General features: G+C 36.1%; 10 protein-coding genes and 1 CRISPR repeat array (1 of these 11 cut by a window edge). Of the genes, 4 read left to right on the top strand and 6 right to left on the bottom strand.

Going from position 1 to position 15,102, the window contains the following annotated elements:
* Position 1 precedes the first annotated feature (1 nt).
* The gene (locus tag IPK35_13410) at positions 2–748 is read right to left on the bottom strand and encodes an ABC transporter permease (GenBank protein MBK8054232.1); all 747 of its coding nucleotides are present in this window, start codon (positions 746–748) and stop codon (positions 2–4) included.
* A gap of 150 nt (positions 749–898) precedes the next feature.
* Between IPK35_13410 and IPK35_13405 the strand changes: the two genes are divergently transcribed.
* Complete coding sequence (locus tag IPK35_13405) at positions 899–1,456, top strand: DUF1572 family protein (GenBank protein MBK8054231.1); 558 nt, start codon at positions 899–901, stop codon at positions 1,454–1,456.
* A gap of 37 nt (positions 1,457–1,493) precedes the next feature.
* On the opposite strand, the gene IPK35_13400 is transcribed toward IPK35_13405, so the two are convergent.
* Complete coding sequence (locus IPK35_13400) at positions 1,494–2,120, bottom strand: hypothetical protein (protein MBK8054230.1); 627 nt, start codon at positions 2,118–2,120, stop codon at positions 1,494–1,496.
* 243 nt (positions 2,121–2,363) lie between these two features.
* The gene (locus IPK35_13395; GenBank protein MBK8054229.1) at positions 2,364–4,625 is read right to left on the bottom strand and encodes a T9SS type A sorting domain-containing protein; all 2,262 of its coding nucleotides are present in this window, start codon (positions 4,623–4,625) and stop codon (positions 2,364–2,366) included.
* A gap of 447 nt (positions 4,626–5,072) precedes the next feature.
* Here IPK35_13395 and IPK35_13390 point away from each other — a divergent pair, with 447 nt between their 5' ends.
* A complete protein-coding gene (locus IPK35_13390) occupies positions 5,073–5,210 on the top strand; it encodes a hypothetical protein (protein MBK8054228.1) in 138 nt (45 codons plus the stop codon).
* A 365-nt stretch (positions 5,211–5,575) separates the two neighbouring features.
* Complete coding sequence (locus IPK35_13385) at positions 5,576–7,633, top strand: T9SS type A sorting domain-containing protein (GenBank protein ID MBK8054227.1); 2,058 nt, start codon at positions 5,576–5,578, stop codon at positions 7,631–7,633.
* Between the two features lie 861 nt (positions 7,634–8,494).
* On the opposite strand, the gene IPK35_13380 is transcribed toward IPK35_13385, so the two are convergent.
* Positions 8,495–9,823, bottom strand: coding sequence for a deoxyribodipyrimidine photo-lyase (locus IPK35_13380; protein ID MBK8054226.1), 1,329 nt, complete (start codon positions 9,821–9,823; stop codon positions 8,495–8,497).
* 541 nt (positions 9,824–10,364) lie between these two features.
* On the opposite strand from IPK35_13380, the gene pdxH reads away from it, so the two are divergent.
* Positions 10,365–11,000: a pyridoxamine 5'-phosphate oxidase gene (gene pdxH / locus IPK35_13375; protein MBK8054225.1), complete on the top strand. Its 636-nt coding sequence runs from the start codon at positions 10,365–10,367 to the stop codon at positions 10,998–11,000.
* Positions 11,001–11,124: 124 nt separating this feature from the next.
* Here the strand turns inward: pdxH and IPK35_13370 are convergent, their stop codons facing one another.
* Both IPK35_13370 and IPK35_13365 read right to left on the bottom strand, forming a co-directional pair.
* Positions 11,125–12,546 (bottom strand): SDR family oxidoreductase, encoded by a 1,422-nt coding sequence (locus tag IPK35_13370; protein ID MBK8054224.1) that lies wholly within the window; start codon positions 12,544–12,546, stop codon positions 11,125–11,127.
* Between the two features lie 581 nt (positions 12,547–13,127).
* On the bottom strand, positions 13,128–13,553 hold the full coding sequence (locus tag IPK35_13365) for a hypothetical protein (protein ID MBK8054223.1): 426 nt from the start codon (positions 13,551–13,553) through the stop codon (positions 13,128–13,130).
* A gap of 33 nt (positions 13,554–13,586) precedes the next feature.
* Positions 13,587–15,102: direct repeats of the CRISPR family, unit length 46 nt; unit sequence GTTGTGATTTGCTTTCGTTCTTTGAATTTATGATATTTGCCACAAC; it runs 46 nt beyond the window's last position.

Raw genomic sequence — 15,102 nt, 5'->3', positions numbered from 1 at the left:
TTCAGGCTGTAAGTACTATTGCTATTACATAATCTGCAAGTAGTATCAATATATTGCTGTACACCACAGCTCGCGTACTGGCCTCTCCGAGTTCGATACTACCACCTTTTACAAAATATCCCTGATAACAAGATACATTGGTAAGAATATATCCGAACACTACTGCTTTAACCATCATCATAAAGACATTGTATGGTACAAAAAATGATCTGACTCCTTTAATAAATTCTGCTGACGTAAAAAGGCCTGTAGGAACACTTGAAAGATAAGCACCCATGATACATATCATAGCAGCGGCACAAACCAGAACCGGTACCATTAGTACAGATGCAATAATTTTTGGTAAAATAAGATATGCTGATGTGTTGACACCCATGATTTCCATAGCATCTATGTGCTCCTTTTGTCGCATTCCTCCCAGCTCAGCTGCCATATTGCTACCTACTTTTCCCGCCAAAACCAAACAAGTGATGGTCGGAGCTAATTCAATGATGGTCATATCTCTCACTATATAACCAATATAGTAAGCAGGAATCAATGTGCCGGCCATTTGGTAATAAAACTGAACAGAAGTCACCGCACCTATAAAAATGGATATCAAAAAAACAATTGGTAAAGAACCGACTCCAATGTCATACATTTGGCGGATGGTTTCTTTATAATACATCATGTGATTTTCTGGTTTTTTATATATCTGGCCTTGCCATAGTATAAAATTCCCGAAATGAAAAAATAAATCTTTAAACATATATACTTAAGATCTCGCAAATACAAGCACAAGGTATGATTATAAAATGATAAGTGACAATAGATATTACAATTTTGTAAGATTTCATTATCTTGCTTTCATAAACAATATATCTCAAGGGTGGTTTAATCTCCAAAGAAAACCGTTGATATGTTGTCATCATCCATTAAACAATTTAAGTATTACAAACAACTTGCCGACAAAGCTATGGCTCAGTTGGGCGACCATGATATGTACTTTCATCAGCAAAATGCTGAGGATAATAGTATAGCTGTCATCATCCAGCATATGGTGAGGAACATGAAATCCAGATGGACCAATATTTTTACTGAAGACGGCGAAAAACCATGGAGAAACAGAGATGCGGAATTTGAACCAGGCATCAAAGATACTAAGGAATTGATTGAAAAATGGCAGGAAGGTTGGAAAATACTATTTGATACCCTTCAAACCCTAAAGGATACCGATCTTGATAAAACTGTTTTCATCAGAAATGAAGGCCTATTGGTTTCAGACGCCATTATCAGACAACTTTGCCATTACAGCTACCATTGCGGGCAGATAGTCTCAAAATGTAAACAACTTAAAGGTAGCACTTGGGAATATCTTTCTATCCCTCGAAATCAATCCAAAGAATACAATCTAAAAAAATTTAGTGCAGAAAAACAATCAAAACATTTCTTGGACGAACTACTCGATACAGAATGATCTGATCTGATTTACGAATGATTTGAGAAAAAATTTATTACTTCTTTTTAACAAATTCCAGAATAAGGTTGTCTTTTTCGAGTGAAAATCCTGAATCATCTCTCTTCAATATTTTCATTGATTCCGTTTGCTGACTATCATGTTTTATTACCACGAAATCTTTGCCTTTTATTTCCCATCTGGCATCAGATAGTCCCATATTAAAAATGGAATTTTTAGCCTTGATATCACCATCTGCCTGTAGTTCTACCTGTAAGTGGACCATTTTAAGCATAGTTTCTGAAAAATCGATACCACTTTCGGCTATTCCACCTAAGGCTGCACCCAATTCTTCAGTAATATCCCCCAATTCTAAACCTGTTTCAGTCATTAACTTACCAAAGTTTTTTGCGGCGTACTCAAGTTTTCCTTCAATGGTAGAAGTGTCAATAGAAGATAAATCAAAGTCATTTTTTATATCATCTTTAGCTGTTTTCAGATCGGCTCCGGCTTTTTCCATAGCAGATTTTATTTCTTCCTTCACTGATTTTTTGTCTATTGTCCCTTCTTTTAGTCTGGCTTTTACATCGTATATTCCAACCATGTCAGATGGGTGTGGACCACTGTCTTTGCAGGAAAATATCACCAACAAAATTGATACGAATAAAAGAATTCTGGCTTTCATGAATTTATTTTTTTTGTTTTTTTTATTGATTGGTCAAGGTTGTCAAGTATACAAAATTCAAGCTCAAAGACAGTTATGAAAATCTTTCTGTCAGGAATAAATAAACTTCCCACTCTATCAACTGTCAGGCACTTATAGTGAATAGAAAATTTTTTAAGCGAAATAAAAATTATAATGTATTGTAAATTTATTAATTATGATTACAAATTTCGCAATTAATATTCTGTTTGGTGTAATACTGACTTACAACTTCAGAAGTTTTAAAGTGTAAAAATCATTTCCTGCAAATACTTTTACAAAATATAGACCTGGTTCTCCTGAGAAATAGAAAGCATCTTCCTCATACTGGAAAGCCAGGCTTTTGCCAGTAATGTCGTAGATACCGGTGATGGTAACATTTTTAGCACCGCTTATACTGAATAATTGATGCCCTGGATTCGGAAAAACAGAGAGATTTTTGATGTTTTTATTCACATATTTTTCAGAAATAGTCCTTGTTTGGTAGCCATCTACCAGCAGTTTTGAATTTGGCGCAATCATGACAGGTTTCATTTTTGCTTCATCCGGAAATGTGATAGTAAAAATTGGCTTATCAGGTGTCAAAACCAAATCTGATGTATTAAGGATCAGAATTTCATTCGTTTGATGATTGATATGAAAATTATTTTGTTTTATTTCAGAATATGCAGATGATAAAGATTCATGTGTTAAGCCATCAGGAAGTGTAAAAGTTATTTGTATACCTGAAACTTTTGCTTCTTCTGAGATAAAATAGTGTACCTGATTTCCATCGATCACAGAAGTCATGTCAATCTTATTTCTGACAGTGCTTTTTAATTCGTTAGCATCTGAAATATCTCCTTTGTATACGGCTTTAAATTGTAATTTACTTTTAACTTGTTTTATATTTATACTTGGTTGTACAGCACTGAATATTTCATCTCTGGTCATTAAAGTATCCGTATGCCAGCCGAATTTCCATCTTGAGTCTTTTACTTTAGACGGATCTATTATCAGTTCTTTGATGACTGTAAGATCATTGACACCTACAGCATTATTATCGTCAGTATCTGCTGCAAGCCATTCATGACTTTTAAGTTCTCTGATGCCGAAAATATGATCCTGCAGCATGCGCAGATCGGCAATATCAACTCGATAGTCTTCTATGATGTCACTTTGAGCAGAAATACTATAATCATCATAAATGGAAATATTATCCCAGCGGAAATTCCCTTTTGCATCAGAGAAGACAGATATTTGTGTTGCGTCAGGTCTGGAAAGTGTGATTTTTGCATCTTTAACGGGCGAATGGTTTGACTCAATGACACTTCCGTCCAATGTTCGACCACTTTGACAAGATCCATTGTCAAACACCAGCATAAACACATCTACAATTTCAAAATTGCCGGCTTCATCCCATATGAACACATTGAAAAACTGAAAACCTGAATTGGTGCAATCCACTATTCTGATTGTATCCTTTGTATCTTCCGAAAAAGAAAACCTGAGATATTTTTGTTGGGTGCAATTATCAAAAGATCCTGAGTCAAAAAGCCTGGCTGGTACCATCAAAGGCATGCCTGATGCCTGAAATGCTGATGTTATAAAATCCTGAATATATGGTACAGGTGGTTTTTTATCTTTGGTCTCAAAAGTAGTACTGCATGAAGAAAAATTTCCGCACTGATCTTTTACGCTCCATTTTACCTTGTGTTTGCCTGCCCTGAGTTTTTCAGGAATTATTATAGAAATGTTAGAGCCATCAGCCACAGGATCGATCTTATAAATTCCGGTTTCAGTAAATCCAAATTTGTAATCTATAGTGCCGTTGGCCCACAAATCAACTTCTGCAATCCAACTCAAATGAGTAGACTTACATACAGGATCATCTGTAGCAGCATTGGTCAAGACAACATTGGCCAGGCAATCACTCTCCAGTTCAAACACTTTGTGGGCACAATCCAGAATTTTTGGCGGATTCTTTTCCTGAACGGTGATTTTTTGAGTATGAGTCCAGATACCCTGACTACCAGGATTTCCGGTATAGTCACACCAGTTGATGACAGTGAACTTACGTGCTATTTTGTAACATGATTCGCCGTTGATTTCAAATTTTGTATCAGACACCTGTATGCCCATCACATCACAAGGTCCGGCAATCCAGCTTGGTTTTTCATTTGTGATGGATTCTTTGCAAGTATATATTTTATCATCAGGAAAAGTGACAGTAATAGGGGTAACATAGCTAAATATAGTGATTGTCTGACTGCAATTTGGTTCAGAACTCTGATAAAGGTAGTCCTGGTTGGTGTCTATATACCAGATTCGTGTGATGGTCCCAACATTACATTTGTTTGTAGCATGAATATCTGTATATCTTATTAAAGTAGCAGGATATCCAGATGTAGTGGCTTTTCCGGTCACTGAAAGGTTTTTGACATCATCATGACATGTCAATGTTTTGGCGGGTGGACAATAAATACTCGCTTCCAGAGTCCTTGCCACAATTAAACAAAAACAAAGTGATATTATGATTCTGCAGGATTCCATTGGAATAACATAAGGTTTGGTTCAGCAAAATTAAGCAATAAAATAGTAATTTCACATTTTACAACCATAATAAAATTGGTTTTGGAAAGAGCTTCCTTCTATGTTAGTGTACATAAACCTAAAAATCAACTAAGTGCATCTTTGAAATGTCATCATTTGAAGAATAGCGGCAAAGTTTACATATTAAAACCCAATGTCGTTTGGTTAAGGTCATATTATGAAGTCCTTCCCTTCTAAGGGAAGGATTTAGGATGGATAAAAACAAGTAAAAATACTTTAACCTAAATATCTATAATGAGATTCGTAGTGAGAGCTTCAAATACAAGAAAATCAGCACTTGAGAACCGCATAAAGGTAGAGCGATTAGTCACCACTACAGCATAGATGCACACAGTATGGTGCATGACTGAACGGTGCGACAGCAAAATTGAGTGGGAGCTCAATTTAGTGAAGGAACCGTCAGCACACCTGACGGCATGGTCATGTTGTTTCATAGGTCAGAATACAGTATTTGGAAGTAGTAATAGATTATCATTTTAGATTTTTAGGTTTAACTAAACGACATTATAATAAAACCTTAGATTTTCTGCTTTTCTTTGTCTTAGCCAAGTGTATGTGAAAGTTTTGAAGGTGAGCAATGATCTCTTAAGATGGTGAGTATAAACTAAAATTCTTTTATGATATTATAAATGGTATTTGATTATAAATTGGTTAATTTGCAGCTGAAATTTCCGGGAATAATAATGAGAGTTATTGTTGTTTGTTGTTTGTTGTTAATTTGCTCTGATTCAATAGGACAATGTATATTAAAAAATTTTAATGTAATAAATTTGCCTTGTGATCAGCGTGGGACCTTCTATGTTAAGCTTGATTTTGAGTATACTGCAACTTCAAAAAAATTCCTTTTGACTGGTAATGGCAGGAACTATGGTTACTTTGAGTATGGATCACTTCCACTGACTATCGGACCACTAAAAGCTGATTGTAATACTCCTTACGAATTTGCAGTTACAGATTCTACAGCTACATCCTGTGTTCTGTACAAAAATATAGGTAAATCCTGCTGTACTGATTTTTGTAAGATCAGAATTAATAAAACTGATGTCAGTTCTTGCAACGATTTTCAGTACGACATCAAATTTGATTTGCTATCTGTGGCTTCAGGCAACTTATTTGATCTTTACTATGATGATAAAAAAGTCAGTTCTTTTACCAAATCGGGTTTGACACAACAAGTAAAACAGCTAAAAACATCTTTCATCAATACTTTTCATACAGTGAGTGTTTGCGCAGCCAATGATCAGAAATGTTGCGATACTGTTACTATTTCCAATCCTTGTATTTGCAATATCACCAAAGTCAGGACTGATGTCATAGATTGTGATACCCAAAAGAAATCATTTAATGTGATGATCAATTTTGACCACAAAGCTGCGTCTGATAGCTTTAGGATAGGAGGTAACTCTACAAATTATGGAACATTTGCCTACAGAGACTTGCCGGTGACAGTCAGGAACCTCCAGATGCACCATAACAGAAATTATGAATTTCTTATTATTGATAAAGCAGATCCATTTTGCTTTGGTTCAAATGTTTTGGGTGTCGTTGATACATGTAAGTATAATTGCGAAATTTCGAATGTCAAGATTGCTCCATTGTTTTGTAATGATAGTTCGGTCATCGTCGGCTTAGGTTTAAAAGCTTTTTTTCCAGGGGTTTCCGGTTTTAAAGTGGATGTGGACGGCAAACCGGTTGGCCAATTCCAGTATGGCGAAAAAGAATATTTATTAAACCTTCCTAAAAAGCTATGTGGCCAACAATTTGCCATTAAGATGGTGGATAATCTTAAGAGTCTATGTGCTACTTCTCTATTCTTTAAATCGGATACATGCTGTGTGATTCCTTGCAGCATTTCTGATATTAAGTTTTCAGAAAAATGTAACGATGATGGTTTACAATATCTCAATTTATCATTTGAACATAAGGGCACTTCTGACTCTTTTTCAGTATCTGTCAATGATACTTTGCTCATCCGTGAATCCTACAAGTTTTTGCCTGTCAAATTGTATCTCAGGAATCTTGACAATCAAGAAATTAAGGTTAGCATTCGGGATATACAAAACAATGAATGTGCTGCACAGACTCTTTACAAGACCCAATGTGTAAAAAAACCACCGTGTAAAATCAACAACTTCTCAGTAAAAGCTTCAGGATGCGATAGTAAAGGTAGTTTTGGGGCAAATTTTTTATTTGATGTTGACAATGCCACATCATCACATTTTACAATGAGCATCAATGGTCTCCATCCTGACACATTTGCTTACGGACAACCTCAGTATTCCACAAAATTGCTCAATGGAGATTGTGTCACTAAATATCGTTTTTATCTGAGGGATATCAAAGATTCTTTATGTTCAGCTACATTTTCTTTTCCTGATACCATTTGTTGTAGGATATGTACCGTGTCCAACCCTGAAATAACATATCTCCCATGTGCGAATGCAAAGTATGGAGTGAAGCTGAACTTTGAATACAATCACAATCACCCGTTTTTTATCATGACCATTTCGGGCAAACCGGATACCATCATTCGATATGCTGATTTGCCTGTCATTCTGAAAGATTTTGATAGAGGCAGCCTATATCTGATCAAAATAAGAGATTCTTTAAGTCAATCCTGTGCATTGTCATTGGGTACAATTATGAAAGATTGTCCTTCTTCAGTTGACTATATTGATGTTAGCCCTGCCATCATATTTGATGGAGTAAAACTAAAAGTTGATTTGGCTGATATTTCTGCCAAAGGCGAAATGCAAATATTTGATATCACAGGTAAAATGTTATACAGAACTACATTTTTTGGTCAACAAGAAGTCGCAACCGACCGGTGGACTAACGGGCTATATGTATGTCGTATATCTTTAAATCAGCGGGTCTACAATAAGAAGATATATATCAAGTAAATTGTGACGAATACCTTTTTTAATTTCCTTTTACTGAGGACAGTGATAGGGCATGAAGGAAATGGCATAAAATAAAAAAGCCCGTGTAAGACGAAAACACGGGCATTACTCAATTTAATAACCAAAACTCATATACTCTTTATAAATCAAATACCGTGCCAAACATTTTTACATTGTTTAATATGACTATATGTAATTGATTTTATATTTTCGAAAGATCTCTTTCAAAGATCTGTTGGACTTTTTAAAAAAAAAGTGCTCGTGACTTTTCACGAGCAACTACGAATTTTACAATTTAATAACCAAAACTTACACAATGCAAAGATATAACATATTATTACTAATTGGTATATATAATTGAAATTATTTTTACAAAATTAATATATTTTTTTAATATTATATGTAATGCATTGTATTTAAGTACAATATAAATAATGCAATATATATATGTAATAAAATAATTTTATGTTATTATCACATATACAGTGATTTATCAGTATGTAGATTGTTAAAATGTGATTTTTTATGTGTAATAGGGTAGGATTCCACTGAAATATTTTTTAAAAGTTTCCATTTTTATTAATATTTTTGGTAACTATTTAAGTACGATAAATTTCTTTAAGGAAAAATACCACTTCATTTTCATTTTAAAGACGAAGTATGACATCTCATTATAAAATTAAAACGATAAATGTTCATAACGAACAATGTCCTGACAATGAATCACTTTAAGCACAAACTTCGCTTCGTCTTATATCAAAATCAGTAAGTTGAATAAGGGATTTTTCGCAAACCTATTTAAAATGAGTATATTTAGGTTTAAATACCGCTTAAAAACAATCGCGGAATTTTGAACGAACTCTAAACTTGCTCTAAAGCCATTTTGTAGGTAGCCAGACATCGTTCCCGGGCTAATTTGTGATCTACAATGGGGTCTGGATAAGCAGGAGTTCCAAATTCCGGAACCCAATGTCGGATATATTTTCTGTCTTTGTCAAAACGATCTGTCTGAGCATCAGGGCTGAATATACGAAAGTAAGGCGCAGCATCTGTGCCACTGCCAGCTGCCCACTGCCAGCCACCATTGTTGGATGCCAGATCAAAATCAAGTAGATGCCTTGCAAACCAAGCCTCGCCCCAACGCCAGTCTATCAACAAGTGTTTTGTCAGGAAACTCGCAGTGATCATTCTGACCCGATTATGCATATGACCTGTCATCAATAGTTCGCGCATACCTGCATCTACGATCGGATACCCTGTCATGCCTTGGCACCACGCATCGTATTCATCGGGATCATTGCGCCATTCGAGTCGGTCGTACTCAGGCCTGAAGGATCTCTGTTCTACATGAGGAAAATGATATAATATCTGACTATAGAAATCCCGCCAAATAAGTTCACTTAGATATGTAGGACTAATGGTAATGGCAGCTTTGGCTTTTTGTCTTATAGAGATGGTTCCAAACCTGAAGTGAACACCCAATCTGCTCGTACCTTGGATGGCCGGGAAATTTCTCCGCTCATCGTAATGCCTAATGACAGTTTGAGGCACTGTAAGTGGTGGAATTACTTTTTGAGTCCTTTCAAAGCCCATATCTTTCAAAGAAGTCATAGTGGATGCCTTGTCAAATTTTTCAAATTGGTGGTAATATTTGTCACAAGGATATGATCTCAGATAAAATGAATCTGACGGATCTCCATCTTCAATAACTAATTTAGACAACCATTTTCGCTTGTATGGTGTAAATACTGTATACGGTTTGCCATCGTCTTTGAGCACTTCCTGTTTTTCAAAAATCACATGATCCTTAAAACTTTCAACACTTATGCCCTCAGATTTCAAGGAGTTTGTTAGCAAAGTGTCCCTATGTTGAGCATAAGACTCATAATCATGATTAAAGATTATTTTTTTTGGGTTGAAGAGCTTTACAATGTCGGGCCATGCACTTTCAGGTGTACCATGAAATACGTGTAAATCACTGCCGAATAAAGATAAACTTTGCTTGATTTCAGAAATTGCATCATAAATATAAGTTACACGAGCATCATCTCTATCATCCAACCGATCCAGAATGTGGGTATCAAAGATAAATATCGGCACAACTTTGTATCCCGACGTCAGTGCGTGATAAAGTCCGGCATTATCATTAAGTCTTAAATCTCTTCTGAACCAAAAAATACAGACACTCATACTTTACTTAATTAATCTGATGCCCATAACACAACACACCTGCAAAGGTTCAGAGTTTTTCTTCAGGATTATTTTTAGGTACTGTACAATAAGCCTTTGAAAATTTTTTGTATGAATGTATTTGTGTGTATAATAAATTGCACTTTTTCAGTCCTATTTTTAATAAACGATAAAAAAGTGATTGAATTGGGTGGGTCGTCTCAAGCGTAGATTGACAAGCTCTTCAGAATGAGGGTTATTGGGGAGGTAATTTGGCTTTTCTTACCCCTGCCCATCAAGGGGAATGCAGCGCTTTTATTAGGAAAATTGGGTGGGACGTCCCTTCAGGAATGAGCCTGCCACACTACATAGGCAGGGGTAGTGAGAAAGAAAATTTGAACTTTGGCAGTTTGTTATCCACATAATGTATATATAAACGGGTGATACCTAATGATTTTTATTATTTTTGTATTCAATTTTAGAGCAGGAGGTTTTCAATGGTCATCTTTGAAGCCATATGACCAAGCTTCGTTATCTTTTACTCAACCAAAAATCGTAAATAATGGATATACATCATATCAGAAGGGAATTCAAAAAGCAAAAATTAGAACTGAACGACCTGAAACCGGATCCATTTGAACAGTTTGATGACTGGTTCAAAGACGCACTGGATGAAATAGCCCTCGATCCGAATGCAATGGCTCTGGCGACCGTCAGTCCTGAGGGAGTTCCAAGCCTGAGGACTGTATTGTGTAAGTACTATGACAAATCAGGATTTGTATTTTTTACAAACTACAGCAGCAGAAAAGCTAACCAACTACAATCAAATCAAAACGTTTCGTGTATGTTTTTATGGTTGCCTCTTGAAAGGCAGATCATCATAGAAGGAAGGGCTGAAAAGATATCGAAAACTGAATCTCTGAAATACTTTGCTTCAAGGCCGGTCGGAAGTCAACTCGGTGCATGGGTATCCAATCAAAGCAGTATCATTTCATCCAAATCCATTTTACTCTCCAAACTTGAAGAAATCAAAAATAAATTTAAAGACGGAAAAATTCCACTTCCTGATTTCTGGGGCGGCTACAGGATTATACCACAACGGATTGAGTTTTGGCAGGGTGGGGAAGACAGGCTGCACGACAGGTTCCTTTATGAAAGGCAACAAGATCATTGGGATATCAAGAGATTAGCTCCGTAAATGCTTTGCAGTTATAGACACGATAATGGAGATTTGGCAATCGAAAGTTATAGCTGATGACTACGTTTTAGTATGGTTAAAAGATTTCTGCATAATCCATTTCCGAAATTCCATTAGAAGCCATTTATGCCTTCGCCATTTTTGTGATCATACCTTTGAAAATAATTCCATGGAATGGAAGCACTGCATACCAATAAAGCCTGCCCAAAACTCCCAAAGGCCTGAAAGTAGCTGTTTGTGTTAAGGTGTTTTTTTTATCAATTTTGAATTCTAACCATGCTTCGCCGGGTAGTTTCATTTCTGCATACAACAGAAGCCTTTTTTCTTCCATATCTGCCAAAAGTACGCGCCAAAAATCCAGTGTGTCTCCTGAATAAATTTCGGTAGGACTCTTGCGACCTCTGCGCATACCTACACCACCAAAAAGCTGGTCTATAAATCCACGGAGTTCCCATAGGATATTGCCATACCAACCATTCTGTCCGCCTATGGACCAAATATTTTCCAGGGTTTTGGATACGTTATCTACTTTTCTTGTGTGTACATCTGTAAAACAACCATTAGTAGGGACTTCGATGTACTGCGATATACCTTTATGGAGTGTTTCGCTTGTCAGCGCGTCTTTCCAGCTGGAGATGACTTGATTTTGTTCTATCCTATCGAAGGCGAGTTGAATGGAAGTTTCATAATCCAAAAGCGTTATACCCAGCAATTCTGCCAGATTGTTGGGTTTACAGACGACTTCAACTTTCATACTATTGACAAGGTTTTTGGCCAGAGCATAAGAAGTGGAAGTGACAAAATACAACCAATATGATGATATTCTGGGTGTCATCACAGGTACCACCCAGATGTATCGTTTCAGATTCCTGATTTTGGCAAATCTGAGTAACATTTCCTTGTAAGTAAGGATATCTGGACCACCGATATCATAGGTCTGTCCATAGGTTTCTGCCTTGTCTTTGACACCATCCAAAAACTGAATGACATTCCGTATTCCTATGGGTTGACATCTCGTTTTGAGCCATTTTGGGGTGATCATGGCAGGCAATTTTTCTACCAAATCACGGATGATCTCAAAAGATGCACTGCCCGAACCCACGATGATGCCTGCACGTAAGGTAGTTAAAGCAAAAGCTGCATCTGACAGGATATCTTCCACATTTTTTCTCGATGTTAAGTGGCGCGATAGCTCTACCTCATTGACAATGCCACTGAGGTAAATAACTTGTTTTATTTGTGTTTGATCTAGTATATCTTTAAAATTTTGGGCACATTGCTCTTCCATGTTTTCGAAATCACCTGATAATGTGGACATGGAATGAATGAGATAATATGCCACGGAGATATTTTCCGGAATAGCTTTTAGCGTTTCGGGATTCAAAAAATCAACTTCTATGACGGTGATATCATTTTTGTTGTAATTGTGGTAATTAAATCTTCGGGCATCTCTCACGCAACAAACCACATGATGGCCCTGATCCAGTAAAACCGGCAAAAGACGCTGACCGATGTATCCTGTTACTCCTGTAAGTAATATGTTCATTGCATCAATATTTTTGGACTGAAAAATGTGTTGATCTTATTACTCATAACAATTAAGTCCACATTTAATTTCATTTGTGGGTCATTTTATATTTTACAGCTGATTTAAAAAATTGTCTGCCTTGATTAATAGTCCTTTTTGTTTTTCTATAAGCATTTTGTCAAAACTTCGGACCAACATACCTAAACGTGGATTTTGTAGAAAGAAATCCCGATGTACATGCATAAATCTCCAAAACAGGGCATCCCATGTTTCTTGCCAAGGGCATTGACTTGCTCGTCAATTTTTTTCATTAGCTTTGCAAAGAAAACCGTTTGGTCATTTTCGTTCTTTGAAATGCTATAGCATTCATGAGCGCCAGAGATGGAGATAATGCGAATAATTTATGATATTTGCCATATGACTGAATGGTTTTTCTGGAAGAAAAAATGAAGCAAACGATTTTGCTTCATAATGAAGGAACCGATCAAAACCTTGATCGGCAAATACAGGATCCACCACGCAGCAGTTGTAAAGCCGCCCATCCCGAAGGTGTGCTTCGGGTTCCCGCACTAAATTGACTTGCTCGTCAATTTTTTTCATTAGCTTTGCAAAGAAAACCGTTTGGTCATTTTCGTTCTTTGAAATGCTATAGCATTCATGAGCGCCAAAGATGGAGATAATGCGAATAATTTATGATATTTGCCACAACTACTAGTATTGTAAAGTGTCTTAAATTCAGGTTGTGATTTGCTTTCGTTCTTTGAATTTATGATATTTGCCATATGACTGAATGGTTTTTCTGGAAGAAAAAATGAAGCAAACGAATTTGCTTCATAATGAAGGAACCGATCAAAACCTTGATCGGCAAATACAGGATCCACCGTGCAGCGGTTGTAAAGCCGCCCATCCCGAAGGTGTGCTTCGGGTTCCCGCACTAAATTGACTTGCTCGTCAATTTTTTTCTTTAGCTTTGCAAAGAAAACCGTTTGGTCATTTTCGTTCTTTGAATTTATGATATTTGCCACAACTGAATTTGTTGTATCGTCGACATCTACATTGTTGTGATTTGCTTTCGTTCTTTGAATTTATGATATTTGCCACAACTTAATTTAGGGTTTAAGTAAGTCGGAAGTGTTGTGATTTGCTTTCGTTCTTTGAATTTATGATATTTGCCACAACAACGATGACAGAGTGGTTAGACGTTAGCGAGTTGTGATTTGCTTTCGTTCTTTGAATTTATGATATTTGCCACAACTCCATGTACTAAATTCTCTAAGGCATCAGGGTTGTGATTTGCTTTCGTTCTTTGAATTTATGATATTTGCCACAACTTATGTTTGTTTTTAAATACCTATAATCGGTTGTGATTTGCTTTCGTTCTTTGAAATTATGATATTTGCCACAACTATTGCATTATACACCAACTTCAATGCACCGTTGTGATTTGCTTTCGTTCTTTGAATTTATGATATTTGCCACAACTGAGATCGTCATCATCCAGGTCATAGTACTGTTGTGATTTGCTTTCGTTCTTTGAATTTATGATATTTGCCACAACCACCTTTGTGACCTTGGCTTGTCAGTGTCAGTTGTGATTTGCTTTCGTTCTTTGAATTTATGATATTTGCCACAACTATTGCATTATACACCAACTTCAATGCACCGTTGTGATTTGCTTTCGTTCTTTGAATTTATGATATTTGCCACAACGGGTGAAATATTATATAAAGGTAAGGTAGTGTTGTGATTTGCTTTCGTTCTTTGAATTTATGATATTTGCCACAACCGCCGGGCTTTTTTTATTTAATTATGCCAGGTTGTGATTTGCTTTCGTTCTTTGAATTTATGATATTTGCCACAACTATATCCACCTATTTTATCCTTACCCATTCGTTGTGATTTGCTTTCGTTCTTTGAATTTATGATATTTGCCACAACGGCAAAACTGGGCAGTGCGATATATCAATGGTTGTGATTTGCTTTCGTTCTTTGAATTTATGATATTTGCCACAACATTCCTCTAGTTTCGACACTTGTACTTGTAGTTGTGATTTGCTTTCGTTCTTTGAATTTATGATATTTGCCACAACTCAAAAAAAGTTCGGTAACGTATCCTGACTGTTGTGATTTGCTTTCGTTCTTTGAATTTATGATATTTGCCACAACACAAAGATAGGTAAGGCAGTCAATGAAGGGTTGTGATTTGCTTTCGTTCTTTGAATTTATGATATTTGCCACAACTGTTTCTGTTTTCGGGTCACAGCATAATTCGTTGTGATTTGCTTTCGTTCTTTGAATTTATGATATTTGCCACAACCTAAAACAGCATATAAGTTCACTTATACTAGTTGTGATTTGCTTTCGTTCTTTGAATTTATGATATTTGCCACAACAGAAACAAATGTGTATTCCATAAATGACAGTTGTGATTTGCTTTCGTTCTTTGAATTTATGATATTTGCCACAACTATGTAGATTAAAATATACCTTTGCGTAAAGTTGTGATTTGCTTTCGTTCTTTGAATTTATGATATTTGCCACAACGAATATTGGTGTAGTGGTCAATGTGCCACC

This window comes from Saprospiraceae bacterium, assembly GCA_016713025.1.
Taxonomy (GTDB): domain Bacteria; phylum Bacteroidota; class Bacteroidia; order Chitinophagales; family Saprospiraceae; genus OLB9.
The sequence above is the reverse complement of the archived record's forward strand: the minus strand, read 5'-3'. Positions and strand labels throughout refer to the sequence as shown.

Coding starts and splice junctions, on each gene's coding strand:
- IPK35_13410 (MBK8054232.1), bottom strand. CDS start 748: ATGTTTAAAGATTTATTTTTTCATTTCGGGAATTTTATACTATGGCAA.
- IPK35_13405 (MBK8054231.1), top strand. CDS start 899: ATGTTGTCATCATCCATTAAACAATTTAAGTATTACAAACAACTTGCC.
- IPK35_13370 (MBK8054224.1), bottom strand. CDS start 12,546: ATGAACATATTACTTACAGGAGTAACAGGATACATCGGTCAGCGTCTT.
- IPK35_13390 (MBK8054228.1), top strand. CDS start 5,073: ATGACTGAACGGTGCGACAGCAAAATTGAGTGGGAGCTCAATTTAGTG.
- IPK35_13380 (MBK8054226.1), bottom strand. CDS start 9,823: ATGAGTGTCTGTATTTTTTGGTTCAGAAGAGATTTAAGACTTAATGAT.
- IPK35_13400 (MBK8054230.1), bottom strand. CDS start 2,120: ATGAAAGCCAGAATTCTTTTATTCGTATCAATTTTGTTGGTGATATTT.
- pdxH (MBK8054225.1), top strand. CDS start 10,365: ATGGATATACATCATATCAGAAGGGAATTCAAAAAGCAAAAATTAGAA.